27 protein-coding genes, 2 pseudogenes and 1 riboswitch are annotated in these 26,794 nt (G+C 41.1%); of the genes and pseudogenes, 17 read left to right on the top strand and 12 right to left on the bottom strand.

The annotated features are described in order from the left end of the window. Positions 1-35 precede the first annotated feature (35 nt). From ACTQ45_RS11155 to thiT, 4 genes are all read right to left on the bottom strand, one after another. Positions 36-1,616, bottom strand: a complete 1,581-nt coding sequence (locus ACTQ45_RS11155) for a LysM peptidoglycan-binding domain-containing protein (RefSeq protein ID WP_441763750.1) — start codon at positions 1,614-1,616, stop codon at positions 36-38. A 72-nt stretch (positions 1,617-1,688) separates the two neighbouring features. After that, complete coding sequence (locus ACTQ45_RS11150) at positions 1,689-2,243, bottom strand: LysM peptidoglycan-binding domain-containing protein (protein ID WP_441751230.1); 555 nt, start codon at positions 2,241-2,243, stop codon at positions 1,689-1,691. 439 nt (positions 2,244-2,682) lie between these two features. Beyond that, complete coding sequence (locus ACTQ45_RS11145) at positions 2,683-3,396, bottom strand: TatD family hydrolase (RefSeq protein ID WP_153832341.1); 714 nt, start codon at positions 3,394-3,396, stop codon at positions 2,683-2,685. Continuing rightward, on the bottom strand, positions 3,393-3,956 hold the full coding sequence (thiT, locus tag ACTQ45_RS11140; RefSeq protein WP_441763749.1) for an energy-coupled thiamine transporter ThiT: 564 nt from the start codon (positions 3,954-3,956) through the stop codon (positions 3,393-3,395). The genes ACTQ45_RS11145 and thiT overlap by 4 nt, the downstream gene beginning before the upstream one ends. A gap of 36 nt (positions 3,957-3,992) precedes the next feature. After that, a riboswitch (TPP riboswitch) is annotated at positions 3,993-4,098 on the bottom strand. A 292-nt stretch (positions 4,099-4,390) separates the two neighbouring features. Between thiT and ACTQ45_RS11135 the strand changes: the two genes are divergently transcribed. Further along, positions 4,391-5,356, top strand: a complete 966-nt coding sequence (locus ACTQ45_RS11135) for an oxidoreductase (protein WP_441763748.1) — start codon at positions 4,391-4,393, stop codon at positions 5,354-5,356. Between the two features lie 175 nt (positions 5,357-5,531). After that, complete coding sequence (locus ACTQ45_RS11130) at positions 5,532-6,077, top strand: hypothetical protein (RefSeq protein WP_441763747.1); 546 nt, start codon at positions 5,532-5,534, stop codon at positions 6,075-6,077. Between the two features lie 54 nt (positions 6,078-6,131). Here the strand turns inward: ACTQ45_RS11130 and gloA are convergent, their stop codons facing one another. Next, positions 6,132-6,512 carry a lactoylglutathione lyase gene (gloA, locus tag ACTQ45_RS11125; protein WP_441763746.1) on the bottom strand — a complete coding sequence of 127 codons (381 nt, stop codon included), beginning with the start codon at positions 6,510-6,512 and terminating at the stop codon, positions 6,132-6,134. A gap of 129 nt (positions 6,513-6,641) precedes the next feature. Beyond that, positions 6,642-7,067: a hypothetical protein gene (locus ACTQ45_RS11120; RefSeq protein WP_441763745.1), complete on the bottom strand. Its 426-nt coding sequence runs from the start codon at positions 7,065-7,067 to the stop codon at positions 6,642-6,644. 197 nt (positions 7,068-7,264) lie between these two features. Here ACTQ45_RS11120 and ACTQ45_RS11115 point away from each other — a divergent pair, with 197 nt between their 5' ends. Both ACTQ45_RS11115 and ACTQ45_RS11110 read left to right on the top strand, forming a co-directional pair. Next, positions 7,265-7,483, top strand: a complete 219-nt coding sequence (locus ACTQ45_RS11115) for a hypothetical protein (protein WP_441763744.1) — start codon at positions 7,265-7,267, stop codon at positions 7,481-7,483. Next, positions 7,477-8,013, top strand: coding sequence for a TSUP family transporter (locus ACTQ45_RS11110; protein WP_441763761.1), 537 nt, complete (start codon positions 7,477-7,479; stop codon positions 8,011-8,013). Before ACTQ45_RS11115 ends, ACTQ45_RS11110 begins: the two co-directional genes overlap by 7 nt. A gap of 79 nt (positions 8,014-8,092) precedes the next feature. On the opposite strand, the gene ACTQ45_RS11105 is transcribed toward ACTQ45_RS11110, so the two are convergent. Beyond that, positions 8,093-9,238 carry an ArgE/DapE family deacylase gene (locus ACTQ45_RS11105; protein WP_441763743.1) on the bottom strand — a complete coding sequence of 382 codons (1,146 nt, stop codon included), beginning with the start codon at positions 9,236-9,238 and terminating at the stop codon, positions 8,093-8,095. A gap of 183 nt (positions 9,239-9,421) precedes the next feature. On the opposite strand from ACTQ45_RS11105, the gene ACTQ45_RS11100 reads away from it, so the two are divergent. Continuing rightward, complete coding sequence (locus ACTQ45_RS11100; RefSeq protein WP_441763742.1) at positions 9,422-10,030, top strand: DUF6448 family protein; 609 nt, start codon at positions 9,422-9,424, stop codon at positions 10,028-10,030. A 229-nt stretch (positions 10,031-10,259) separates the two neighbouring features. Further along, positions 10,260-12,446, top strand: a complete 2,187-nt coding sequence (locus ACTQ45_RS11095) for a copper-translocating P-type ATPase (RefSeq protein ID WP_441763741.1) — start codon at positions 10,260-10,262, stop codon at positions 12,444-12,446. 218 nt (positions 12,447-12,664) lie between these two features. Here the strand turns inward: ACTQ45_RS11095 and ACTQ45_RS11090 are convergent, their stop codons facing one another. From ACTQ45_RS11090 to ACTQ45_RS11080, 3 genes are all read right to left on the bottom strand, one after another. Then, positions 12,665-14,116 carry a TrkH family potassium uptake protein gene (locus ACTQ45_RS11090; protein WP_441763740.1) on the bottom strand — a complete coding sequence of 484 codons (1,452 nt, stop codon included), beginning with the start codon at positions 14,114-14,116 and terminating at the stop codon, positions 12,665-12,667. Between the two features lie 10 nt (positions 14,117-14,126). Beyond that, the gene (gene trkA / locus ACTQ45_RS11085) at positions 14,127-15,479 is read right to left on the bottom strand and encodes a Trk system potassium transporter TrkA (RefSeq protein WP_441763739.1); all 1,353 of its coding nucleotides are present in this window, start codon (positions 15,477-15,479) and stop codon (positions 14,127-14,129) included. Positions 15,480-15,857: 378 nt separating this feature from the next. Beyond that, a complete protein-coding gene (locus ACTQ45_RS11080) occupies positions 15,858-16,235 on the bottom strand; it encodes a pyridoxamine 5'-phosphate oxidase family protein (protein ID WP_441763738.1) in 378 nt (125 codons plus the stop codon). A 307-nt stretch (positions 16,236-16,542) separates the two neighbouring features. On the opposite strand from ACTQ45_RS11080, the gene ACTQ45_RS11075 reads away from it, so the two are divergent. The 5 genes and pseudogenes from ACTQ45_RS11075 (at position 16,543) to ACTQ45_RS11055 (ending at position 20,527) form a co-directional block, all read left to right on the top strand. Then, positions 16,543-17,184, top strand: coding sequence for a DUF6448 family protein (locus ACTQ45_RS11075; RefSeq protein ID WP_441763737.1), 642 nt, complete (start codon positions 16,543-16,545; stop codon positions 17,182-17,184). 478 nt (positions 17,185-17,662) lie between these two features. Then, a pseudogene (locus ACTQ45_RS11070) lies at positions 17,663-17,989 on the top strand (TSUP family transporter); the annotation flags it as partial. A 35-nt stretch (positions 17,990-18,024) separates the two neighbouring features. After that, positions 18,025-19,014, top strand: coding sequence for an ornithine cyclodeaminase family protein (locus tag ACTQ45_RS11065; protein ID WP_441763760.1), 990 nt, complete (start codon positions 18,025-18,027; stop codon positions 19,012-19,014). A gap of 345 nt (positions 19,015-19,359) precedes the next feature. Then, positions 19,360-20,145, top strand: coding sequence for a glutathione-dependent disulfide-bond oxidoreductase (gene yghU, locus ACTQ45_RS11060; RefSeq protein WP_441763736.1), 786 nt, complete (start codon positions 19,360-19,362; stop codon positions 20,143-20,145). Positions 20,146-20,332: 187 nt separating this feature from the next. After that, complete coding sequence (locus ACTQ45_RS11055) at positions 20,333-20,527, top strand: nitroreductase family protein (protein ID WP_441763735.1); 195 nt, start codon at positions 20,333-20,335, stop codon at positions 20,525-20,527. A gap of 152 nt (positions 20,528-20,679) precedes the next feature. On the opposite strand, the gene ndk is transcribed toward ACTQ45_RS11055, so the two are convergent. Then, positions 20,680-21,078 (bottom strand): nucleoside-diphosphate kinase, encoded by a 399-nt coding sequence (ndk, locus tag ACTQ45_RS11050; protein ID WP_441763759.1) that lies wholly within the window; start codon positions 21,076-21,078, stop codon positions 20,680-20,682. A gap of 651 nt (positions 21,079-21,729) precedes the next feature. Between ndk and ACTQ45_RS11045 the strand changes: the two are divergent. From ACTQ45_RS11045 to ACTQ45_RS11020, 6 genes and pseudogenes are all read left to right on the top strand, one after another. Then, positions 21,730-21,918: pseudogene (locus tag ACTQ45_RS11045) on the top strand (DapH/DapD/GlmU-related protein); the annotation flags it as partial. Continuing rightward, entirely contained in the window at positions 21,915-22,655 is a 741-nt protein-coding gene (gene map, locus ACTQ45_RS11040; protein WP_441763734.1) for a type I methionyl aminopeptidase, read from the top strand. The pseudogene ACTQ45_RS11045 and the gene map, both read left to right, overlap by 4 nt. A 164-nt stretch (positions 22,656-22,819) precedes the next feature. After that, complete coding sequence (locus ACTQ45_RS11035) at positions 22,820-23,329, top strand: hypothetical protein (RefSeq protein ID WP_441763733.1); 510 nt, start codon at positions 22,820-22,822, stop codon at positions 23,327-23,329. Positions 23,330-23,340: 11 nt separating this feature from the next. Continuing rightward, entirely contained in the window at positions 23,341-23,850 is a 510-nt protein-coding gene (locus tag ACTQ45_RS11030) for a hypothetical protein (protein ID WP_441763732.1), read from the top strand. 51 nt (positions 23,851-23,901) lie between these two features. After that, positions 23,902-24,843, top strand: a complete 942-nt coding sequence (locus ACTQ45_RS11025; RefSeq protein ID WP_441763731.1) for an AEC family transporter — start codon at positions 23,902-23,904, stop codon at positions 24,841-24,843. A gap of 164 nt (positions 24,844-25,007) precedes the next feature. Then, a complete protein-coding gene (locus ACTQ45_RS11020) occupies positions 25,008-25,235 on the top strand; it encodes an HTH domain-containing protein (protein ID WP_441763730.1) in 228 nt (75 codons plus the stop codon). 189 nt (positions 25,236-25,424) lie between these two features. Here the strand turns inward: ACTQ45_RS11020 and dcm are convergent, their stop codons facing one another. Then, the gene (gene dcm / locus ACTQ45_RS11015; protein ID WP_441763729.1) at positions 25,425-26,723 is read right to left on the bottom strand and encodes a DNA (cytosine-5-)-methyltransferase; all 1,299 of its coding nucleotides are present in this window, start codon (positions 26,721-26,723) and stop codon (positions 25,425-25,427) included. Positions 26,724-26,794 lie beyond the last annotated feature (71 nt).

Raw genomic sequence — 26,794 nt, 5'->3', positions numbered from 1 at the left:
TAAAATCCTATTTTGGCATGGGGATGTTTCTTACTTTAACTCATCACTGCTGTAAAGATTTTCTTGGCGAGGGTTGCAATAGAACTATCTGACCAGTAATCTGATAGGACCGTCAGTATGTATGGGCGCGAGCTTTCAACAATGGCTGTTGAGTGGTTATAATACGGCCACCAAGCCCCAATTTTCTGGAAGACATTGGCTGCTACTGTGTCTAGCTTCGTTTTATCATAATCTGTACTATCTAGAGACAGCATCGCCTGTTGTTGTGGATGTTCATAAATATAGGCCATCACTTTATTGATTTTGCGTGGTGTCATATTACGTGTATAGCTTGGCGCACCATATACTTCTTTCGTAAAGCGGTTGAAATCAGCTTTATCACGGTAACCTACATAATGCAGTAACATGTTACTACCTAAGTTATCTGAATTGACAATCGTACGATTCAAGACATCCCGCAAGGTATACGTTTTATTCTGATAGTTCTCATATTGAATCGTTCCACTACCGCCCCAAGCGTATGACTCCGTATAATTATAAATACTTGATGTATACTTCAAGGGCATATCCCAAGATAGATTGCCCTTTTCAACTTGCTCCAGAGTATAAGCAACTAGAACAATTTTCGGTATAGAGGCCCCGTACATGGCTGTATCACCGTTTAAAGACGCCGTTCTCAAGTCATCTTCGACTAAACTTTCATAGAAGACATGAATTGGCGAATTTTTATATTGGTTTAATACTGCTTGAACTGCCATATGAGTTCCCGTTAACGTCCCTTCTGGTAAATTAGGATCAGTTGGATTTGTTGGCGACGTTGGGACCGTTTTAGTTGGATCCGTGACAATTAAACGATCACCAGAATAAATATAATTTGAAGTCAAATTATTCCATGATTTTAATTGATTGACTGTGATATTGTTCTGATTAGCAATTAACCATAAGTATTCACCTGATTTAACCGTGTGATATTTGGCTGCTGGCTTTGTGGGTTCAACAGGTTTTTCTGGCTCTTCGGGCTTAGTTGGTTCAGTTCGCTCTTTGGGCTCTTCAGGCTTAACAGTTTTTTCAGGTTCTGGCTTTACTGGTTGTTCAGGTTCAGGCTTAACTGGTTGTTCAGGTTGCTCTGGTTTTTCAGGTTCTGGCTTTACTGGAGTGGTTACTTGAGCTGGATCTGTTACGGCTAATTTATCACCTGCGTAAATATAATTGCTAGTTAACTGGTTCCAAGATTTTAATTGATTCACTGTAATCCCGTGTTGAGTTGCAATTTTCCATAAATAGTCTCCAGACTTCACGGTGTAATAAGTTGTTTTCGGTGCTGGAGTGGATGGATTAGGCGACGGTGTCTCGGGTTTTGTTTCGACTGGTTGCTCAGGCTGTGTCGATGACGGTGTCGTACTCGTTTTCGATACAATAAAGCGATCGCCTGAGTAAATGTAGTTCGACGTTAGGATATTCCAAGTTTTTAATTGCGCTACTGTAATGCCGTATTGATTTACAATTTTCCAGAGATAATCTCCCGGACGTACCGTGTAATAGGAATTGGTTGTTGTCTCCGTGTTCTCGTTTTCTGTTGGTTGACTTGTATTTGGGTCACTAGGTTTTGTAGCCACTGGACCGGCTGATACTTTTAGTTGGTCGCCTGAATAAATATAGTTGGAAGTTAAATTGTTCCATTGCTTGAGTTAAGCAACCGTAATCCCGTATCGCCCAGCAATCAGGTATAGATATTCTCCTGATTTAACGGTGTGCGTCTTGGCAGCAGCTTCAGCTGTGGTAGTCATTGTACGCACTTTTAATGGAGCTACTTCTTGTGTTACCGATTCTGATTTTGCTTCTAATTGAGAATCCGCTTCTGAAGTTGCTTTCTTGCTTGGGATCTCTTGTGCTACTTCCGTTTCTACATTATCTGTGCCTTCTATTAGTGTGTCGTCAACCGTCTCATCAAAAGCTTGAATTGGCTTGCTTAAGTTATCTGATAGAGTGTCTGATAATAAGTTGGTTGGTGAGGCCTCGCTTGATGTATCGGTCATTGCTTCTGTGAAGGATTCTTCACTCAAAGTCTCTGTTGCTTTCTCTAATTCTTCAGCAATATTCGTTTCTGGCTTCACTGTTGCTTCAATTGTTGCATTATTCCCTGCCGAGTTTACTATTTCTTCAGCATTTGCTGTTGGGACGCTTAAAGCTATCATGGCCGCTCCAAGGCTAACGATTATCCAGCTTACTTTTGATTTACGCATGATTTACTTCATTTTTAGACTCCTTTACTCCAATTGATGTATTCGCTTACATATATATTTAGATTATAACGTTTTTATAGTGTGATGTGTTGAGTTTCTAGGTCTGTTTGCTTTATTTTAAACGAAGTAATGACGACATTAAGATAAAAGCATTTGTTCATTTTCTTGAATAACACCAAAAGCCACCAGCTCTCATTAAAATGCTAATGAGTACTGGTGACTTTTTTAGTGTTTTTTAATCTTAATTAGACCTTTATTCAATCACATGGATTCTTCACAGAATTTCCTTCCACAAAAAGCAATTAGCTTCTTACCTCGACATAACTCCAAAAATTTCAGCCGAAGCTTGACTAAATTGATACGCTCCGACGCTGTTAAACAGCCTAAGCTAAATGTGATTGAAATATCGGATGTGGACAAATTCGAAGAGTAAAGTTATTTATTTGAGTTGTTCCATCAATAAATGCCCACCCACTTCCAACTCAGTCAATGAACAACTTTTCAATTGAGCCACATAGGCTTGAATTCGTAAGATTTCATCAGGCCAAGAAGGCGTACCATTGACCCACTCTAGGGCAGTAGGGCCATCGGTTTCAAATAATAACTGCTGTGTTGGAATAAGATTAATCAGCTGATCGGTCAAGGTTGAATGCCCTGCATCGACAGAAATCGTAAAGAAACAGCCTAGCTCCAAATAATCAGTCACCAAGTCCAAAGGCCCACTATACCAGTGGATAATTTGACCATGTAATTGGTGCTTTTGTAGCAAGGCAAGTACTTCTTTTTCAGCTCCTTTTGTGTGGATATTGCAAATTTTTTGGTGCTTTTTTGCCTCCGCTAGAAAATATTCAAAAACTTCCAATTGACGCGGGTAAGCCGTTGTATCTTCTGCCCAGTGGAAGTCTAAACCAATTTCACCGATGAAATCACAATCCTGAATATAAGGTTCAATATTGTCTAAAGATGTAGTTGGCGTCACCTTCCAAGGATGAATTCCGAATCCCTTTAAGATGAGTGGATGGTCTGGAATGGATTGATAGTCAGACACAGACTCACTAACCGCTAAAGTTGTCATGTTTAAGACTTCAAAGTCCGCCAATGCCTTCTCCAGCGATGGATAATGACTGAGGTGATCATGGGCATTTATTATCATGCCAATTCACCGACAAATAAATGCCGAGCTTGCCGGTACAGAAGCAATAAAACTAGACCAGCAATTACTGTTGTGATAATGACAGATCCTCCATTAAATACAAAGGAATAAAAGCCAACAGACCAACCTTCTGGAGCAAACCGGCCCCAATAATAAACCCCAGTAATAAAGTGCCAGAAGTAACGAGCTAGAGTCCCGATAAAAGTACTCAAAAAGATATAATAAGTTGCTTTCTTCTGATTTCCCGAAGCGGTTGCCTGTTGAAGTGCCGGAGCCACAATTCCTGCTAGCCCATTAAAAGCAAAAGCTACTGGATAATCTAGCACCACTTGTATAGGGTGGATAATTGAAGCTCCGCCTAGAATAATCGTCAGTAGGCCCCATAAAAGCCCAGTAAATATCCCTGCTTTCCACCCTCGACGTAAACAAAACAATGTAATGGGAATCGAGCCCAAAGCGATATCGAAGCCTGTTCCTTCGATAGGAAACAGTGAGATAATAAAGGCCAAAGTCGCAATCACCCCAGCCTCTATATAAACAGTTAACGAATTTTTTTGCATAAAAATACCCCCTTTGATACACAAAGGAGGCTTAAGTCTTCTTAAGTCTGCAATCCCTCCGCACGTACTAACGTGATCAGGTAATAAGAGTCCCGGCATACATCCAGTCTCAATCACTCTAGTGATTCCCCTTTGCTTAGATGATATCATAGCTCATAAAAAAAACGTTGTCAATCTCGATGTTTTATAGCCCTTCCTTCAGATGATACATCTAAAGATTGTGGCGTTTTCTATGGATAAATTAGTAAGATCCTTTTCTTTTATGATGAGATATTTAATTTGATGGATGATATGAATTTAAATGATGCCTACTTCTGGACAATTAATGAATCAATGGGGTTTACTGATATTGAACACTATTTGCTAAATAAGGGTGGGTACACAAGCTGATTGCATTCAAACCAGAGTCAACACTAAATACAGAAACAATAAGAATGTACGAAGCAAATCGAATGGAAGTCATCAGACAGTTTTCTTATGAAAGTGACCGAAACTATACTTTGGACATGGTGTTGTCAATCAATGGCATTCCCATGGTTGCTTTGGAACTAAAAAACCAACTGACAGGACAAACTATTGATGATGCAAAAAATCAGTACATCAAAAATAGAAATCCAAGAGAGAAGTGTTTTCAATCCAACAAACGCGTTCTGGATTTTGACTTTTTAGACTATCCTGTAACAGAAATGACCGATGAACAAATTAAAGCGACAATCAAAGCCTTTGGTGAAGCCACTCGACGAGCGTACGAGGCAGGATTTGATGGAGTCGAAATTCACGGCGCCAATCATTACCTCATTCAACAATTTTTTTCTAACTACTCAAATCATCGCACCGATAATTGGGGTGGTAGCTTTGACAAACGCATGAATTTTCCATTGGCGGTTGTGGAAGAAGTTAAACAAGTAGTCCAACATTTCGAAAATAACTTTATTGTGGGCTATAGAATCTCACCAGAAGAAATTCATGGGATAACTATTGGCTATGACTACAAGGAATCAGCAGAATTAGTGAAGAAATTAGAGCGATATGGACTGGATTATATTCATATTTCGAACTTTGATAAATTTGATATGGGTCCAGAAGGCCTTGACGGGTCTTATGTCGAGCTTTATAAAAAAGCTATCGGTAACGAAACCCCGCTGATTACAGTAAGTAACGTCTTTACACAAGCAGATGTCGAAAACGCATTGGCGCTCGCAGATATCGTGGCAATTGGCCGAGCAGCCCTGTTGGATCCTGAATTCACACACAAACTCACGCATCAACGAAAGGACGAAATCGTTAGCGAGATGTCCGAGGATGTGATGGCATATGTCAAATGGCCTCAAGGCTTGTATGACTGGTACCGCGACGGTGCAGCTCTACCACAAGTTCCCAATCTGGAGAGTCTTTTATAAAAGACAAAACCCACTATCATAATAGGCCCAAAGGCCGGTCGGCCTTTATTTATGCCATCGATAACCAGTAGGCCTCACACCCAGCGTTCCGCGCTTGCAACATAGCCGGCAACCAACAAGTAAGCAGTGAATATATGATACAATAGAAGCAAGCGAAGATAATGAGGGGTGCAAGATGGATCAAGCAATGGAACTGGCATTTGAACAATCAAAAACGGGGGATAAGGACGAACGGTATCAATCTTATCAGACGATTATCGCAGCAACGGATCAAGAAGTATCTTGGGCGTATGAAGTGTGGGACCAGCTAATAGAAGACTTGAGTCACAAGGATAATCATCAAAGATCGCGTGCTAGTCAATATTTGGCTGGGCTGGCTAAAAGCGACCCAGACAAGCGAATGCTGGCGGATTTTCCGAAAATATGGCAGGTGACTTATGATGAAAAGTTTGTGACCGCTAGACATACACTGCAAGCTTTATGGAAAATTGGGATAGCTGGGAGCGAACAAAAAGATATGTTGCTGACGTATTTAAGCGACCGTTTTAAAGTCTGCGAGAACGAAAAAAACTATACGTTGATACGCAACGATATCATTCAAAACATGAGAAATCTATATGACTATTTTGCTAGTGAGGGGATTAAAGATCTTGCTTTGGAGCTGATTGAAACGGTGGACGACGTTAAATATCAGAAAAAATATCTAAAAATCTGGAAGTAAGCAAAAAAGGTAGGCAAGTTGAGCGAACTCAACCGGCCTACCTTTTAGTTTGAATTATTTAGCGCGCTTGACTTCGATACGGTAGCCATCTGGGTCCGTCACGAAGAAATAAGACGGTGTCCCACCTGAAAGGCCTCTTAATTCGCCTGTTTCATAAGCGGAATCCTTACAGATGCCATGCATTTTCTCCAAATCGCTGACTGTCACACCCAGGTGACTAAAGCCGTCGCCGATGGTGTAAGGCTCGGCGTCATAATTGTAAGTTAATTCAATCTGTACAGAAGAACCCGGGGAATTTAAATAAATTAAATCAAATTTATCCTCAGGGAACTCACGACGACTCGCCACTTCAAAATCGAATAGCTTCGTATAAAAGTCTAACGTCGCCTCAATATCTCTGACACGCAAGCAAATCTCAACTAATACTTGATCCATAAAATCATCCTCCAATAGTTTCTTATCTATATACTAACACGAAACGAATTTAGACGCATTGGATACACTCCAACTAGCATCATTTTTAATAGGCAATATCTCGATAAGGCACCCAAAGTACAACAAAGCCTAGGCGGAGCGGTCAAATAAATCGGATTTGACCGCCAGAAAGGCAATCGCCAGACCCATCAGGGCGGTTAAATATAAACCAGGGGCGACAGAAGCAGCTGACATGGCCAAGGAGCCAAAGGGATTATCTGCTAAACTAGCTTTCGTATCGGACAAAGTGCTTTGGAAATTGAAGAAGACGAACATTGGGAAACTGGTCGCAAGCAGTCCAAAGATAAGCACCGTCCGTTTCAAGCCAGTGCTTAATAGCTGCCTTTTGTTGGCAATAAACACCAACACTAAAATCACGACAAAAGCGATTACCGAAAACAAACCATCGCCTTCAATCCCAGGGATTCCTTGATTCAAGACCTTGAGCCAGGGCAATGTGCAAGCAAACAAACCCACGAGCGCAGCCATGGCAATGACAAGTCTTTGTGTATGCATGAAAAGCCTCCTTTTGTTAATTCTAACACTAACAAACCAAGTGACAACAACCGAAAGATTGATACAGCTTGAATTTACCATGCCGATGTATTTATGACAAGTAATTCACCGCTAGACAGGCGTCTTGATTGCATGCCAACAGCCTTCGTGGTATGTTTAGACTACTCATGACCAGCAAGAAATTTAGGAGAGATAGATTGGAAATTACACTTATCATCCAAGTCATGGTGGCCGTTTTTCTCGGCTCGCTCATGCGCTCAATCTTCGGCTTCGGTGACTCCGTCATCAGCATGCCCTTATTAGCCCTTTTACCCATACCGTTTTCAACCTCGGTCGCCCTGATTGGCCTGACTGGCTTGACCTCGGCCTTTTTTACGCCGTCTCAAGTTGGCAAGACAAGGATACCGTTATCTTAAAAAAATTATCCCTCGCTACCCTAGTCGGCATCCCTTGCGGCCTGTTACTCGTGCGCTTTGCCAGCGAAGAATGGATTAGTTTCCTGCTAGGCATCCTATTAGTGGCCTATTCGATTTTTTCCCTGACCGGCTCACGCGCCAGACAAGTCGCCTTGCAAAAGAAATTTGCCCACCCGCACGCCTCCTATCCCTTTGGCTTTGCCGCGGGCATGCTCGGCAGCGCCTATAACATGAATGGCATTCCGGTCGTCTTATATGCAGCCGGGCGCGACTGGACACCTAAACAATACTCCAGCAACGTCCAGGCGCACTTTTTCGTCTCAAGCGCCCTAGTTATCCTCAGCCACATTATCGGAGGCTTCTACACGACCTCACTCGCCATCCTATACCTGGCCTCGATTCCAGCCGTCTTACTCGCGATTTTAATCGGCAACCAGCTCTATGCCCGCATTCCGATGGACAACTTCAAACGCTACATCTTTTACTTAATCTTCCTCCTCGGGCTCCTCAACCTCATAAAAATCTTTTAACCCATGGTAAAAATAGGACTCACAAGGTTACAAAAACAACCAACGCCGCCTCAATCGAGGCGGCGTCAGTTGATGTAGCTTAACTTAGATAAGTTTCCATGATACTCACAAAGGTTGGGATGAAAGCTAAATAATCATCCACTTCAATATATTCATCAATTTGGTGAGCAATATTGACATCACCCGGCCCGTAAATAGCCACATCCATGTTTGGATTGTTTCTTTGGAATTGTGCCGTATCAGTAGTGCCAGGTAAGGCTAATAACTCAATGTTGTCTTGATGAGAGACTTGATGAATGACTTGAATTAAGTCAGAGTTTGGATCCGAAACGACGGTCGGCATATCGGCCAAGAGTTCAAATTCGAAGTGGTAGCCTTTATCTAGGGCATTCATCTCGTCGACGGTAGTTTGTAGTAAGTGCGTTAATTGATCATTATCGAATTCAGGAATCGTGCGGGCGTTCGCTTGATACTCAGCGTATTCAGGGATGGAATTTAATTGAACGCCGCCGTCAATCAACGTAATGCTATGAATGGTGCGACCGAGTTTGGCGTTTTCATATTGCGCGATGACTTGGTCAAGTTTTTCTTGAATCACAAGCATGAAATCCCGTAAATGTTGAATCGCATTCTGACCCTTTTGTGGGGTCGAAGAATGAGCTGAAAGGCCATAAGATTTAATCTTGTAATTGTATGAGCCACCATGCATATAAAGAATACGGTTATTAAATGGTTCTGCCACTAGAAGACCATTCAAGTCATCGGCGTAGCCTAAATCACTCAGTTGGCGTGCGCCTGGTTCACCAGTTTCTTCACCGACGGTCGCAAGTAGACGAATGCGACCATTAAATTGTTGCTTTTCTTTCGCGTGAATCATCGCAATGACTAAGGCCATCAGGCCACCTTTCATATCCGTGCTGCCACGGCCATATAATTTGCCAGCCACAATTTCGGCGGCATAAGGTGCGTGTCGCCATAAGTCATGATTGCCTGCTTTGACAACATCCATGTGGCCGGAAATACCTAAGGTTTTTTCAGAGCTACCGCATTGAATCTCAGCCACTAAGTTTGAGCGGCCAGGCTCCAATTCGATTAATTCAGAGTCGATGCCATGTTCTGTCAACAAAACTTGTAAATAGTTGGCGACTTCTGTTTCGTGATCATTTTCTGTGCGTATACGGATAATATCTTGTAACAATTCAACGGCTTGTTCATTTTGAATCATTCTTCCGCCTCCTTTATCTATTGACTTAATTCTACTCCTTTTTAATCGTTCAAGCTAATTTGCTTTCTTTTTTTAGGCCGTAAAGTTATTTGTCCTATTTTGCCAGGGTAATGATTGGGGTCAAGTTATTCATTTTTTTTAGGGGCTATACTTGGCTTATCAAAACAAAAGGAGCTAAGAAAAATGAAATTAACGAAAAAGACATTGTTTGCGGCAAGTACTGTGTTGACGCTGGGGGTTGGTTTGTTATTTCCAACGAGCGCTCAAGCTCACTGTGACACGCCAGACGGACCGGTTGCGGCGGCCTTGACTTTAGCCTTAGAGGAAGACAACTTCAACTATATTGCTAATTGGGTGCTCGAAGAGGATGAAGCGGAATTATTAGAAGTCTTCAACTTATCAACCAGCGTGATGGACGCGTCCGAGAGCGAGGACGCGAGTCATTTAGCCGAACGGTATTTATTGGAAAACTTGGTGAGAATCCACCGTGCGGGTGAAGGGGCACCTTATACGGGCATTAGCCATGAGCCGATTGCCAAAGAGGTTGCGGCGGCCGATGCGAGTATTGAAGCCGGGAGTTTAGCTCCCTTAGAAGAAGCGGGCTTAATCACGGAAGACAACCGCGCCCATGCTGAAGAAGTGTTTGAAAAAGTGATGGCCACTAAAGATTACGATTCCAATGATGTGGCAGCAGGCCGTGAATTTGTCGAAAACTATGTAACATTTACACATTTATTTGAAGTCGAACATGCTGAGCACCATGAAGCGCATGAAGAAGACGCACACGAATAAATTTAATTAGGTTAGTGAAGTATAGTGGGTTCGTCTTGTTAGGAGGCGAACCTATTTGTGTGCCTGCGGCGAGGTGTCGGCGGGGGCTTGAGGGAGTTTGTCTGGCGGATTGTGGCGAAAAAGTGTGGCTTAAGGAAGATTAGTTGACTTACTCAGGTTACGAGTGTAAACTATAATTAATGAGTTGGGTTACAGATGTAAACTTAAACGACATATAGGAGGAGTTCTCATGGATAAACAACATACACAGCAGACTAAAACGCAGCACGGTGGGCATGACGGCCATAATGGGCATGACCACGGCGAGCATGAACACCATCACCACGCGCATCACTCACATGACCATCACTCGCATGGGGCTCATGAACATAGCGGTCACGATGGGCACAGCGATCACACTCACAGTCACGGCGGCCATGATCATAGCGGCCACAGCGGGCACGACCACGACCATGGTCACGGCGGTCATGATCATCACGCTCACCATCATCACGGGGATTTCAAAACGATTTTTATTCGCTCACTTTTCTTAGGGGTTCCTATCTTACTGTTATCGCCATTCTTTGGTTTAACAGAGACAGGTTTAATTCATTTTACCTATTCAGATATCGTGGTTGCGATTTTATCAACCATTCTCTTAGTTTATGGAGGAAAACCCTTCTTCCAAGGTGGCTGGCAAGAAATTAAAAGTAAAGCGCCGAGCATGATGGCCTTAGTGTCATTAGGTTTAGGCGTGTCCTATCTCTACAGTATGTATGCGGTCATTTCGACCTATCTTTTGGATCGGCCAATGATGGATTTCTTCTTTGAATTCGCCTCATTAGTGTTAATCATGTTGCTCGGTCATTGGATCGAAATGGAAGCTTTAGGTGATGCGGGGGACGCCCAAGCTGCCTTAGCAGCCCTTTTGCCTAAAGAAGTTCATGTGGTGAAAGAGGATGAGTCGATTGAAACGAAAGCATTGTCAGCGTTAACCATTGGTGAAGTCGTGCGTGTGCAAGCCGGTGAGAACATTCCGGCCGATGGCGTGATTGTCCGTGGGGAATCGCGGATCAATGAAGCGCTCCTAACGGGCGAGGCCGTCCCAGTTGAAAAAGCCGTGGGTGATCAAGCCATTGGTGGGTCAACAAATGGTCAAGGTGTACTCTATATTGAAACGCAAGAAGTCGGCGAAAGCTCATTTATATCTCAAGTGCAAGCCCTTGTCAGTCAAGCCCAGAGTCACCCCTCGCGAGCAGAAGATTTAGCCAATCGGGTGGCGAGTTGGTTGTTTTGGATTGCCTTAGGGGCAGCCTTGCTTGCTTTTATCATCTGGTTTAATCTAGAAGGTCTAGAAAGTGCCGTATCCTTTGCGGTTGCCACCTTAATCATTGCCTGTCCGCATGCGTTAGGTTTGGCCATCCCATTGGTCGTTTCACGAAGTACAAGTCTTGGGGCGCAACGAGGTCTTTTAGTCAAAAATCGTGAAGTCTATGAATTAACCAGTAAAGCCACGCACATTGTCTTAGATAAAACTGGCACCTTAACAACGGGCGAATTTAAAGTGCTCGACACTCAAGTCTTTGGAACAGATTATACGGAGGAAGAATTCATTGCCTTATTGGCTGGCCTTGAAGCGGGGTCGAGTCATCCAATTGCCCAGTCGATTATCACACATGCTGAAGCGGCCTCGATTCAAGCCAGTCATTTCGAACAAGTTGAAGTCCTCGCTGGTAAAGGGGTTAGCGGTCAACTGAATGGCAAAGACTATCAACTGCTTAGTCAAAAAGCCTACGGGCAACCGCTTGACGTCCAAGTGCCTACAGGTGCTACCTTGAGTATTCTAACGGAAAACGGCCAAGCGATTGGAACAGTTGCCCTAGGAGATGAACTCAAAGCGACCAGTAAAGCCTTGATAGATTTCCTGAAAGCTCAAGGTATCCAACCGATGATTGCAACGGGCGACAATGAATCAGCCGCCAAAGCTGTTGCGGATCTCTTGGAGGTCGACTACCGGGCCTCGATGTCACCTCAGGATAAATACGCGCTGATTGAAAGCTATAAAAATGCAGGTCAAACAGTGATTATGGTCGGCGATGGTGTCAATGATGCGCCGTCACTCGCTCTGGCAGATGTGGGTGTTGCGGTAGGTGCCGGTACTCAAGTTGCTCTTGATTCTGCCGATGTCATCTTAACGCAGTCGGATCCAGGTGATATTGAAGCCTTTGTCGAACTCTCTATTAATACCGACCGAAAAATGAAGCAAAACTTGGCTTGGGGAGCAGGCTACAATTTCTTGGCAATTCCAATAGCTGCTGGGATCTTAGCCCCCATTGGCCTTACGTTGGCACCTGCTGTTGGCGCAATTTTGATGTCCGCCTCAACCGTCATCGTGGCCTTTAACGCCATGACTCTAAACTTAAATGAGTCAGAATAAGCCCGTTCTTTCAAGCAACTTCTTGAAAAGGTAGTGGCGGGGTAAATCCAGCAGGCCTGCAGACGCTTCACAAAAATCTAAACAAAAACATAGTGAGACTCCTTCCTTTTGAAAGAGCACTCACTATGTTTTTTTCTGACCAAAGCTTCCAACAAAGCAAGCGTGATCTTATCTGATGAATTAGTGGAGAAACGCAAGGACAGCCAACGGCCCATCAATTAAAAGCGTTTCAACCAAGTGTTTGGTGCAAATAAAATTATCATAGGGAATATTTCTAGACGGCCCATGATCATGATAAATGAGAGGACTATTTTGACTAGGGGGCTAAAATGCGCAAAGTTTTGTGACGGACCGACGATGCCAAGCCCAGGCCCAATATTATTAAAGGTAGCTGCGACAGCACTAAAAGAGGACAGCAGATTTGGTGTTTCTAAACTGACGACTAAAACAGCCACGACAAAAATCAGCACATAGACCACGAAGTAACTCAACACTGTATTGACCAATTTAGCATCAATTCGGCGGCCTTCATATTCAATGGTTACCACTCGGTTTGGGCGAATAGTCTGTTTAATTTCCGCCCAAGCCGCTTTAATCAGTAACATAATCCGAGAGACTTTCAAACCACCAGCCGTTGAGCCAGCCATACCTCCGACAAACATCAACAGAATTAACATCAGTTGCGAGAATAAAGGCCAATGATCAAAGAGGGCGGTTGAATAACCCGTTGTCGAAATAATGGAAGCAACCGTAAAGAAGCTATCGCGAAAGGCGCTGGTGACACCATAAGACGTCGAAATTAAATTCAGCGCAATCAAGAACACACTGCCGGCAATGATTGCCAGAAACCAGCGGAGTTCTTCACTTTTAAGGGCGCGTTTAGCGTGACCAATGAAGGCCAGATAAAATAAATTGAAATTAATACTGAAGACAATCATGCCGATACTTAAAATCATTTCAACGGTAAAACTATCATAAGGTGCGACACTGCCATTTAAAACCCCGAAACCACCGGTACCGGCTGTCCCAAAAGCCAACAACATCGAGTCAAAGAAAGGCACACCAGCTAGCCAAAGTAAGCCCAGCGTTATCATCATAAAGACGAAATAAATCACATACAAAATGCGGGCCGTAGAAGACAATTTTGAAACGAGCTTGCCAAAGGTTGGCCCAGTCATTTCAGCCTTCATAATATGAACAGAGGCCGATTCAGCTTTAGGTAAAATCGCCAAGGCAAAGACCAAGACGCCCATCCCACCAACAAAATGAGTAAAACTACGCCAGAATAACATCGAATGCGAGAGCGCCTCGACATCATTTAAAATGCTGGCACCCGTTGTAGTAAAACCACTCGACATTTCAAAAAAGGCATCGACAAAGGATGGAATCTGCTGGCTGACCACAAAAGGAATCGCGCTAAAAAATGAAATCGCAATCCAAGAAAGTGAGACAATCGTAAAGCCCTCCGTTGCATAGAAATTACGACGATGGAGTTTGGTGCGCGATAAGAAAAAACCAATCGCGAATGTGACTAAAGCCGTACCAAGAAAACTAGCAATATTGACCCAGCTTTCTTGATAAATCAGACTGACAATTAGAGGTAATATCATTAAGCCCGCAAGAATCATAAGGATATTGCCAAGCGTATAGCGGATAATTTGTTTATTCATTAGGCACTCCTTACCTTAAGATGTCGTCAATATCGCTAAATGATTTATGCTTGGTCACAATTAGCACATGATCATTGGCTAAGATCACATCTTCACCAGAAGGATAAATTAATTGGTCGTCACGCATAATGTAGGCAATCAATAAATTGTCTTTGGTGTTTAAATCTTTCAGCTTGATATTCAAGACGCGACTATTTTCTTTCACGAAGAATTGCAAGGTTTCGACTTCGTCATCAGCAATTCGAATCAAAGCCTCCACATTGGACGCGGTCGCATTACCTAAAGAGCGGACATAGCGTAAAATCTTGTTCGTAATTAAGCGTTTAGGCGTCACAATCGCTTGTAAGTCTGAGTCGCCTAATATTTTTAGTAAGCCTGTTCGACTGACTTTCGTCATGACTTTCTTAATGCCTAGAGAGAGGGCGTACATTGAGTTGATAATATTTTCCTCATCGATACCGGTTAAACTTAAGACCGCATCAAAGCCTTCAATCCGCTCTTCCAATAACAGTTCTTGGTCCATCCCATCGCCCTTAATCACCACGACTTGTGGAAAACGGTGACTGAGATCTAATGCTCTTTCTTCATTTAATTCGATAACTTTCAGGTCGATATCCATTTTACTCAACAGATGAAGCACGTAATAGGTTACTCGTCCGCCACCGATAATTAAAACCGAGCGAACTTTCTCTTCCCGGTAACCGGCTTTCAAGTAGAAGTTTGCTAAATCCTCCCGTGAACCGGTCACATATAAACGGTCCCCAACCCTTAGGACAGTTTGTCCACTAGGAATAATCGTTTGTTTCGCATGGGTTAAGGCACAGATCAAGACATCGCCATATTCTTGTCTAAACTGGCTTAAGGACTGGTCGGCTAGAGGACTGCCAGCTTTAATCTCCAGCTCTACCATATTCACGCGGCCCTTACCGAACTGCTCAATGCTGAGGGAATGCGGAAATTCAATACTTTTAGTAATATAGCGCGCCGCCACCATTTCCGGATTAATGACCAGGTTGATGCCTAGGCTTTCGCGAACAAATTCAATATGGTTGGTATACTTAGGATTTCTAACACGAGCAATCGTGTATTTAGCTCCTAATTGCTTGGCGATAATGGAACTAATAATATTTGTTTCGTCTTCGGGCGTGACAGCAATGAACATATCACAGGTCTCAACACCCGCTTCGACTAAATTATCATAATCTGCCCCGTCGCCCACTAAACCTGTAATATCGGTTTTATTGATAATTTTTTCCAATCTTTCTGGAACAGCTTCGATGAGGACGATATTATTATTTTCTAAAGCAAGTTCATGACATAGAATCTCGCCTACTTTTCCCCCACCTATAATGACAATATCCATTTGAGGATTCACCTTCGTTTTCTTAAATATTTGCTACAAATTAGCTCTATATTACCAGAGTTTTCCCACTTTTGACATCCTATCTGTTTGAATTAAAGCATTTTTAGATAAATTTATAATTAAAGAAAATTTGCCCTGCGTGACCAAAGGGGTTTAATGCGAATAAGTTGTGTTTAATTTAAAAGATTTCAAGTAAAAAACTTCTTCTTGAATAGTATAGTTGAAGACCCGGTGGAGGATAGAATCCTCTGGATGATTCTATCACTTGTTGAAGGACACAACAAACTAAAAAGAAGCAGCCGAAGGCTACTTCTTTTAACTGATCGTTGAACTATCTGTCGCAACCTGTAAGTGAGTGAAGAGCTTCAGTCACCCGACTTAAAGTAATTGTTTTGCTGACTCAACGGTAATTTCTAGTAATTTATTCATGAAAGGATACTCAGCTTTCATTTGGTCAAATTCTTCGCCAGAGTCTGTAAAACGAGCGCGTCCTTCAATTAAAAAGCCGGTTCCTTGATAGCCATTAAAACCTTCAACTTCGCGACTACCTAATGTCATGATGACGCGGTCATTGACAGCCACATCTTGTTGAACACTTGTAAAACCGGCGATTGGCGCTAAGAGACGTTGGTCTTGTGTAATGCGTAAATAAGAATTCCACGTACAACGAACGCTTGGTTGAGCGTCGCTGCCCCAAGACGTGATTGAAACAACCCCTTCATTTTTGGTTACTTCATAGAACTTTTCGCTTAACATCTAATTTCTCCTCCTAGTTTTTAATGGTCAACGAGTTGGCTAAAGGCTTATAAATAATCAACTATTATCAATAGAAGAATAATTATACACCTATGAGAACGTATGTTCAAGCTTGTTGTGAAATATATTTACTAATTACTTTAAGACTGAAAAGATGAACTATATCGTAAAGGCTAAGTGTATAAACTTAAACATATTTACTGCAATAAAGAAATAGTAAATCAATTGAAACTATGATTTCTATCAAGTATTCTGAAAAAAAATAAGGCGTATACTAAATTTATAAACCAAGAGGAGGAAAACAAAAATGAAATTGAACAAAAGAACAATCTTCGCAGCCAGCTCAGCATTAGCCTTAGGAATCGGCCTATTATTTCCAACAAGTGCCGAGGCGCATTGTGATACACCGGACGGACCAGTCGCAGCAGCTTTAGAACAGGCCTTAGCTGAAGATAATTTCAGTTATATCGCGTCATGGGTACTTGAGGAAGACGAAGCAGAATTGTTAGAAGTTTACGAGTTATCAACTAGCGTGATGGAAACAACCGACAGTGAGGATACCGTTCACTTAGCGGAACGTTATTTGCTAGAAAACTTAGTCCGTATCCACCGTGCGGGTGAAGGCGCACCTTACACCGGCATCAGTAATGACCCTATCGCACCAGAAAACGCTGCCGCCGATGCAAGTATTGAAGAAGGAACACTAGCACCGCTAGAAGCAGCCGGACTAATTACCGATGAAAATCGTGCCCATGCTGAAGAGGTCTTTGCGCAAGTACTTGCCACTAAAGAATACGATCATGATGATGTCGCAGCTGGACGTGCCTTTGTAGAAAATTATGTTGTCTTCACTCACTTATTTGAAGTTGGGCATGATGAAGAACATGGTGACGAACACGCAGAAGAACAAGCGGAAGAACATGAAGAAAGCGAAACATCACACGATTAAGCCAATAAATGTGTGACTTTAATACCGTAGATGATCTAGCAACTTTTTAGATCACTTCATTTCAGAAAAATAACAACGAGGAGCTTTAAAAGTAGGTTAAACTAGTATATGTTAGCGAAATCGCGTGATAATAAACCAGAAATTTAGGATGTAATTTCTGACTTTCTACCATATATAATAAATAAACTTTACTAAGCGAAAGACACTGGATGAGTAAATCATTCAGTGTCTTTTATTTTTAGAAGCCATGTAGACCCATCTTTCATTCTAGTATCCGAAAACGCGGTCTAAACTATTCAGTCCAATGGCCTGCCCTAGAATCATAAAACCCTGGATTTTCTTAACCAAATAATCACTGATTAAACTCTCAAAAAAATAAAATGTAAATTATTTCGCATTCGTATTGACAAGCACTTTGTGAAAACATATAACTAGTAGTTACCTAAGGTTGCTACTGTTCATTTAAAGTAATAACCAAACAATGGCAACGATTTATGCCTTTGGTTTACACCCAGGTGTGGCTTTCCCAATTATGATGGGGGCATGTACGTTCTCTGTACCAGTAGGGAGTTTACAATTTATCAAATTAGATTCATATTCACGTAAAATCACATTATTCTCTGCAACATTCGGCGTAATCGGTGTTTTGGTCGCAGCTTTTCTAGTTAAAGGCTTAGATACTAACTTATTACAATGGATTGTATTGGTAGTTATCTTCTATAGTGTGTATTCTATGGTTATGGATTTACGCCAAGCATCCCACAAGAAAGCAACCACTGATCAGAATATAGCGAAACAAGCTTAAGTTAGACAAATGGAAAGGACGAGATAAACATGGAAATTTTAGTGCTGAAATCAGACGAGATGAAAGCTGTATTGACGATGCCGGAGGCTATTCAAGCAGATAAAGATGCGCTAGCTTTATACTCACAGAATAAAGTCACAATTCCTTTAAGAGTAAACTTAGATGTACCTGAACATGAGGGACAAAGTCTTTATATGCCAGGATACGCGGCAGATGCGAATGCTTTAGGTGTCAAAATTGTGAGTGTCTATCCACGCAACATTGAAAAAGGCTTAACGAGTGTACCAGCTACCATGGTATTAGTAGATGCTGAAACAGGCCAAGTGTGTTCAATTATGGATGGTACCTATTTAACTCAATTACGTACAGGTGCTGTTGCAGGTGCAGGTACTGACATGCTAGCAAAGGAAGACGCAAGTGTCTTCACATTAATTGGAACAGGCGGGCAAGCCGAAACACAATTAGAAGCCGTACTGGCTGTTAGACCCATCAAGCAAGTTTATGTCTCTGATTTAAATACAGAACGTGCAGAAAGCTTTGCTAAAGAGATGACAGAATTATACGGAGAGAAGTATCAAACCAAAATTGAAGCGGCTCATGATTTAGAAGCAGCGATTAGAGAATCGGACGTCATAACGGCTGTGACGACGTCACCAGTCAAAACTTTTGATGGTAAGTGGGTAAAACCAGGCGCTCATATCAATGGGGTAGGCTCTTATACGCCACAAATGGCCGAAGTAGATGCGCTTGTTTTACAAAGAGCAAGTAAGGTTTACTGTGATACGACGGATGCTTTAGTTGAAAGTGGTGACTTTACTCAAGCAGTCGAACCAGGCGTGTTTGATCTAGCTTCAGTAACAGGTGAGCTAGGTGACTTATTAATTGGTAAAACAGCTGGTAGAGAATCTGACGAAGAAATTACTTACTTCAACACAACAGGAAATGCGGTATTAGACATTGTGACAGCTCAAAGAATTTATGAAGCAGCCATCGCAAAAGGGATCGGTTCAACACTAGAATTTTAAAAACCTTAAATAACTCAACGCAAACACAACCTCCAGTCTTTCTCACAAGAGAGACTGGAGGTTTTTAGAGTCAATAATAGATTAAAGTAAATCAAAAATTGGTAGATCAGGCGACACAAACGTGAAGTAGATAAACATCGCGTATTACCGATCTTTATCATATGATGAGGAAACAATAAACTGAAACCAAGTAATAAGACTTGAGGCACTATTTAATTATAAACGATAACAAAATAGATAACTTCCCACCCTAAAAGTTTTCAACAAAATCCCACCATAATATTTTGGAAAAAGCTCAATTAGTAGTAAGATGAAAATATCAAAAACATTATTAGGAGTGTTAGAATGACAGAGTATAAATTACCCGAAGTTTGGCAGTGGAACGAAGAAAATCCCAGCAAAAGTGGCAACCGCCCAACTGCAGGTAGCCGCTTTGAACAAAAGCTTCCAGTTGGAGATGCACCCTTACAACTGTATTCTTTAGGCACCCCCAACGGTATTAAAGTCACCATCATGTTGGAAGAACTAAAAGAGCTAGGCGTAGAGGACGCTGACTACGATTTATATTTAATTAACATCGGTGAGGGCGACCAGTTTGGTTCAGATTTTGTCGCGATAAATCCTAACTCAAAAATCCCAGCCCTCGTGGACCAAAGCCAAGAACCACGTTTGGAAATCTTTGAATCCGGATCGATTCTCTTATACCTAGCTGAAAAATATGGTCAACTAATCCCACAAGACATCCACGGCCGTACAGAAACGCTCAACTGGTTATTCTGGCAAATCGGTGCAGGTCCATATATCGGAGGCGGCTTTGGCCACTTCTATGCCTACGCACCAGAAAAACAAGCATACCCAATCAACCGCTTCTCGATGGAAACCAAACGCCAACTAGATCTACTCGACCAAACCCTAGCCCAACGCCCATACATCGCTGGCGACAATTATACAATCGCCGACATCGTGATTTGGTCATGGTACGGCCGCCTAGCCTTAGGCAACCTTTACGAAAGTTCAGACACATTCTTAGACGTTGCGTCATACACTCACTTAATGGAATGGTCAAAACGTATCGCGGAGCGCCCAGGTGTAAGAAAAGGCCTCGAAGTTGAATATAAAGAGTTAACTTAATTGGACAATCAGACTGACAGTCTGCTAAATGTAAGCCTCCTACTTCAATCATCACTGGAAGTAGGGTCCTTCGAAGACACTCCAAAAGTCTTTAATAAACCAAAGAAAACTGGACACTCTCAAGTAGGGGGTCCAGTTTTTTTGTTAAAAATCTAAATGAAGCTAAAGAAAAGAAGGTCAAAACTCTATGGAAGTATTCGAAGTCACACGTCAACGCAAAAGTATCCGACAATTTAGCAAAGACACAGTTAAAAAGCAAGATTTGTTAAAGAGTGCTGAAGCTGCCCGTATGAGTGCAACATCAGTCCATCAACAAAGTCGTAAGTTTACGATGCTTCACACGCAAGCTTTAATTAAAAAAGAACCGTTCCTTTCCAACTGACACTATTTGTTGGGATGCTGGCAGAAGAAGCATCAGCAAAAGATCAAAGAGAAAAAATTCATTATACGGGTGAAAAATAAAAACGAGTGCTCTCAGCAGTTTAGCTTTAAGCAAACTGTTGAGAGCGCCCTTTGATGAGTAAAGAATTAAACTTAACCAAAAAAACGTTTGATTTCTGCTTCAGCCGTTTCAGGCGTATCTGATCCATGAATGAGATTGTAAGTCACATCAGTCGCATAGTCACCGCGAATGGTTCCAGGCGTTGCTTCAAAGACATTGGTTGGCCCCATCATGGCACGCATGCCTCGAATAACGTCTTCACCTTCAAGAACCATGCCAAAGACAGGGCCAGATAACATATAGCGTTCCAGTTTAGGATAGAAAGGCTGGTCAGTTAAGTGGGCATAATGCTCGGCAATGATAGGCGCATCAAGTGTCATCAATTTGGCTTGTACGATACGGTAACCTTTTTTTTCAATACGTGAAATCACGTCACCCATCAAGCCACGCTTGACACAGTCTGGTTTCAACATGATGTATGTTTGTTGAATGGTCATCTGATCACTCTCCTAAAGCTTATTTTTACCATTATATCAAGAAAATGATGACAATGCGCTTGACTGACTTTTATTGTAACTATATTTTACCTCTCATTCGTGTTGTGTGAAAAATATGGCGAACTAGCCATTTATCAGTTAGAATTAGGTAGAGTCATAAAGATAACACAAGCCAAGTTAATTGAACGGTTCACTATAGCATGTCAAAGAATCAGTACGCAATAAAATGCAGTAAGGAGACTAAGGATGTTAACAGAATTATTAGAACACTTAAATGCAGGCAAGGCTCTATTGCCAGGTAGTGATTTAAGTAAGTTAATGAATGAGATTAGTTCAGATACACGTAAAAGACTAGGACAGGCCAATACCGCTGGATATCTAAATGAGGACGAAATGCATGAGATAGTTCAAGGGATTTTAAATTATGATATTCCCAAGTCTGTCAAAATTTGGCAACCTTTTTATATGGATTTCGGGCGTAATATACGCTTTGGTGAAAATGTGTTTATTAACGCGAATGTGCACATGCAAGATCAAGGAGGCATTCAAATCGGTAATAACGTATTAATCGGTCACCAAGTGGTCTTAGCAACTTTAGACCATGACTTGTTACCGGCAGATCGAGGCGTTCTACATCCAGCTAAAATCGTCATAGAAGATGATGTATGGATTGGGTCAAACGCGACTATTACAAAAGGTGTGACGATTGGACATGGTTCAGTCATTGCGGCTGGAAGCGTCGTAACAAAAGACGTACCGCCATTGTCGATTGTTGGCGGTGTTCCAGCGAAAGTGATTAATAAGATAAACAAACTAAAAAGAGGGATTACATGATTGCAAAAAATGAAGAAGAAATTAATGGGCTAAAGGAAATTGGTCGAATTTGTGGTTTAATTCGTAATGAGCTAGTTGCGCAAACGAAGCCGGGGATTACGACGCAGGACTTGGATGATGTGGCTAAAGAACTATTTGCCAAAGAGGGGGCTCAATCGGCGCCAATTGAAATTTATGATTTTCCCGGCCATGTGTGCATTAGTATTAATGAAGAAGTTGCCCATGGGATTCCTGGCGATCGCGTGATTGAAGAGGGCGATATTGTGAATATTGATGTGTCCGGCTCTAAAGATGGTTATTTCGCGGATACGGGAATTTCTTTTGTTGTTGGAGAGGGACATCCGCATGCGCACTTAGTGTGTAAGGTTGCCAAGGAAGCCTTCGATGCGGGGCTTCTTAAAGCCAAGCCGGGTGCTAAGCTGAGCGGTTTAGGTAAAGCGGTTCATAATACGGCCAAACGCCATGGCCTGACGGTGATCAAAGATTTAACGGGTCACGGTATTGGCCGTTCGATTCACGAGGCGCCAGAATACGTATTGAATTATTTTTCTCGTTGGGATGATGAAATTTTAGTTGATGGCTTGGTAATTGCCTTCGAGCCCTTTATTTCAACCTATGAGGAAGAAGTTGAGCAGGACGAGGATGGCTGGACGCTGTTCACTGAAGAAAGCATCGTTGCTCAATACGAGCACACGCTGATCATCACTAAAGATGGCCCAATTATTACAACCCTTTAGGACTCAATATGACTATGAAACAGCTGCCGCAACTTAAAAGAGTTGAAGGTGGCTGTTTTGTTTGGATTGCTGTTGGCTAGCACTTGGTTTACTAGTATAGTAAAATTAATAAATGTTATTGTACAAAAATCAGCTTAGTGAGGCTTGAAATTAAGGAGAATTGAATGGAATTTGTTAATGAATATCCTGCGTTAAATAGTGAGGAATTTTCTGAAGTGAATTATCTTTCGCTTAAATATATAACGAAAAAGAATTACAAAATATACAATTTAATAGTGTTTATCGTGTTCTCTTTGTTCATTCATTATTACATCGGACTATGGAAAGTCACCGGTAGTTTTGCAGGGGTTATGATAGTGCTTATTTGGTTGCAACCGAGCGTTACTGCGAGGATTGCTTTAATAACTCTTAAAAAAAGACACTCAGTGATGAAAAGTCCTAAAAGTTTGATTAATCGAGTGGTTTTCGGACGAGATATTCAGATATATTGGGGGGAGGAACTTGTTGCAATAAGTCAACTCGATCAGGCAAAAGCCTTTATGCTGACGGATAATTTTATTTTGTTAGTATTAGAAGGAGACAGTGTTGTTGCCTTTAAGAAAAATGCTTTTCTGACGGGGACATCGGAGGAATTTATGAAGGAACTCAGAAAATTAGGGATTAAGAAAGTTTAGAGGGGTGTAGAATGATTTTTATCAATCAATTTCCAAAAATAACAGACGAGCAATTCAAAGAAAGTATCTATAGAGCCATGAAAAATCGAGCTGGCGAAATAACGAAGAAATTAGGCTTTGTCTATATTTTTGTGGTAGCTATGATGTGGTTTTTCACTAAAGATGTGGTAGGAACAGTCTATGTCTTCGCTTTAGCTGTGTTAATTTGTTTATTGCTGGCGATAATTGGACCTAGACTTGCGTACCGAAAAATGCTGAAAAACAGAAGTGTTTTAGCAACACCGAGTGATCTAGTTAATAAGGTCGTAATAGATAGTCAAATGTCAATCTATCGAAATGAGACGTTAATGTTTACGAGTGAGATTGAAGAAATCAAGGTATCTTTAGAGACGGAAAATTTTTTCGTACTGATTATGAAGGGGGAAACCATCGTTCAGCTTGAAAAGAATAGTTTTCTAGAAGGTTCAGAAGAGACGTTTCGAGAGTGGTTGCTTCAGCAAGGCATTCGCAATAAACGATAGATATTAAAAACTAAGCTAGCAAAGTAGATTAAAGCAAAGAAAGGTGGCGTCATGGGGGCAGTTTATATCAATATTGTCTTTATATTTGTCTTAATGTTTCTAGGTTACTATTTGACCTACAAGGGCTGGTTTAATGATACCGTTGGAGATGCTTTCTCTAAGCTGGTACTTCAAATTGCCTTGCCGTCTAGTATGTTTCTGACGATTACACGTAATTTTACGCAAGCAGAATTTCTGGAATTAGCCAAAGGAACGATTGTGCCAATTGTTTCGATGCTACTGACATTTGTGGTCAGTTTTATTTATATTAAAGTCTTTAAGGTAGCTGTTTCAAGGCGTGGTATTTTTTCAACCGCCTTTACTTGTTCCAACACAATTTTTATAGGTTTACCGATTAATTATGCAATCTTTGGTAGTCGCGCCATTCCCTTTGCTTTGTTATATTATATCGTCAATACGACCTTATTCTGGACAGTGGGTATTTATTTAATTGCCAGCGACAACCCTCAATTTACCAAAGAGAAAGTTCAATTTAATCCACTGGTTGCTTTGAAGAAGATATTCTCACCAGCGCTCGGCGGTTTTATGCTGGGAGTGACTTGGGTTTTAATCCAGTTGCCTTTGCCTGAGTCAGTCACAACCTTCCTGGATTATTTGGCTAATTTAACGACACCACTGTCGATGTTTATTATTGGTATTATTGTTTATGGTGTTGGGATTACTAAACTGAGCTTGGATAAAGAAATTATTGGTGTTTTGGTGGGACGCTATCTAATCTCACCACTACTAGTTTGGGCTGTTGGCCAGTTTGTCACCGTGCCACCTCTGATGTTATCGGTATTTATTATTCAAGCAGCTATGCCTGTGCAGAATTCTATTCCGATTCTAGCGCGTTCTTATCAAGCGGACCAGAAATTTGCGGCTTCAAGTTTAGGCTATTCAGTCTTACTTTATTTACTTTATATTCCAGTGTTATTGAAAATTATGTTGTAGTCATATGAACTGAAAAAAACCTCCTGCCGCTATCCTATAAAGGGAAGTGGTTGGAGGTTTTTTATTGGGGAAGAGGATATTAGAGATGTCTTGATGTATAATCAAAGTAACCGTTATCTAAATGAATAGGTTGGATAATTAAATAGGATGAAAGGGTGAGTAAAATGACATTGCATGATGCAATTATTCAGGTTCTAAGAGAAGAGAAAAGGTCTCTTGGTTTAGCAGAAATTGCAGAAATCATAAATCAGAAAAAATTATATTCTAGAAAGAAAGACAACCAGCCACTACAAGCTTTTCAAGTTAGACTAAGAGTGATTCACAAGAATTATCGTCATTTATTTATTTGTGAAAATGACAAAGTTAGGTTAAATGAAGATGTAAATGAATAATCAATCAGTACATAGAAAAAATATCAAATTTACGTAAAAAACATCATGAATAATGGCTTATACAGTTTATATTTGTTTAATCCAAAACTCTATCCGATATTTTGAATAATAAAAACAAACGAACCGATAGTCAGTTCGTTTGTTTCGTTTGCCTTGGGCTTAAGTTAAAGCCTTATTTTCTTAAGTATTTTAATTTTCTAATGCTATTTTTTTCAACTCATCGCCAATTCGTTTAACAATACCAGTGACCAATGCATTTCCCATGAAAAACATTCTCATACGATCACCAACTTCTACGACTTCACCAGTATCAAGTTGTTTATATTTAGTCCAATCATCAGGGAAATCTTGAAGTCTCTCCGCTTCTATTGGAGTAATTAGACGATATCGATTATTAACTTTTATAAGATGAGTAGATCGATTAACAGTACCTTCTGAAGTTAACATAGTACGTCCTGGTAAATCCAAATCATCTGTCTCACTCATGCCACCTTCGGAATAAATATACTTATGTCCATCGGCAGAAGTTCTTTCAATTCTTTTTGCTCCACGTAAATACTTGAATTTCTTAAGTTTTTCACCATCAATATAATATTTTTCAGGTACAGAAGATTCAGGTACGATAATGTCACCAAGAGTAATTGGAATTTCATCACCCAAAGGAATTGTATCAGCTGAATAATAGTAACCATGGCGCATAATACCGCTGTTCCAAAATTTACCATCACTAAAGTTATCTGAAACTTCTTTAATATCATTCGACAATTGATTGAATGTCATTCTTTCTTTAAAAGCATTCTTTTTAACTGGAAATTGTCGTGCAAATAAACCGTCTTTAAAGATATAGTCTGCATAATGAGAGAAATCTCTCATACCTAATAAATTATCAACAGGTTGATTTTCAAACTGAGAATCAATTTTCTTTGCCCATTTAGTATCGTTTCGATAAACAAAAAAGAAAACCCTACGGCGTCTTTGTGCACGTCCGTACTCAGCAGCGTTAATGACTCTCCATTCTACTGAATAACCTAACTCATTAAAGGATGCCAGCATTACAGCAAAGTCTCGACCTCTCTGATTAGAAGGAGCTTTTAATAAGCGATCGACATTTTCTAATACTAAGAATTCTGGTTTGATTATTTCTGTAGCTCTAATTATCTCCCAGAACAACACACCTTTTTTTCCTTCAATACCTAATTCATTTTTCTTACTGCGCGCAACAGAATAATCTTGGCAGGGAAAACCGCCAACAATCATATTTACACCATTCTCGCGCATTTCTTCGAACTTAGAATCTGGAATTAAAGCGACATCAGTGGGAATATGTTCCATTTCAGGGAAACGATGGACACCAACTTCATAGGCGTCTTGAGCCTTTTTAGAGGGTTCATACTGGTTCGAATAAATCGTTTGGAAGAATTCACTATCAGAATTATTAAAACCTATGGTAAACCCACCAACACCGTCAAACATTGAAAAAATCTTCATTAATAAACTACCTCTCTACGAACATACTTTCGTATATTATATATTAAAACAAGAAAAAGATCAAGCAACAT

The sequence above is a fragment of the Fundicoccus sp. Sow4_D5 genome, from assembly GCF_052116365.1.
Lineage (GTDB): Bacteria > Bacillota > Bacilli > Lactobacillales > Aerococcaceae > Fundicoccus.
Note: the sequence above shows the minus strand (reverse complement) of the source record. Positions and strands in the feature narration are given on the sequence as shown.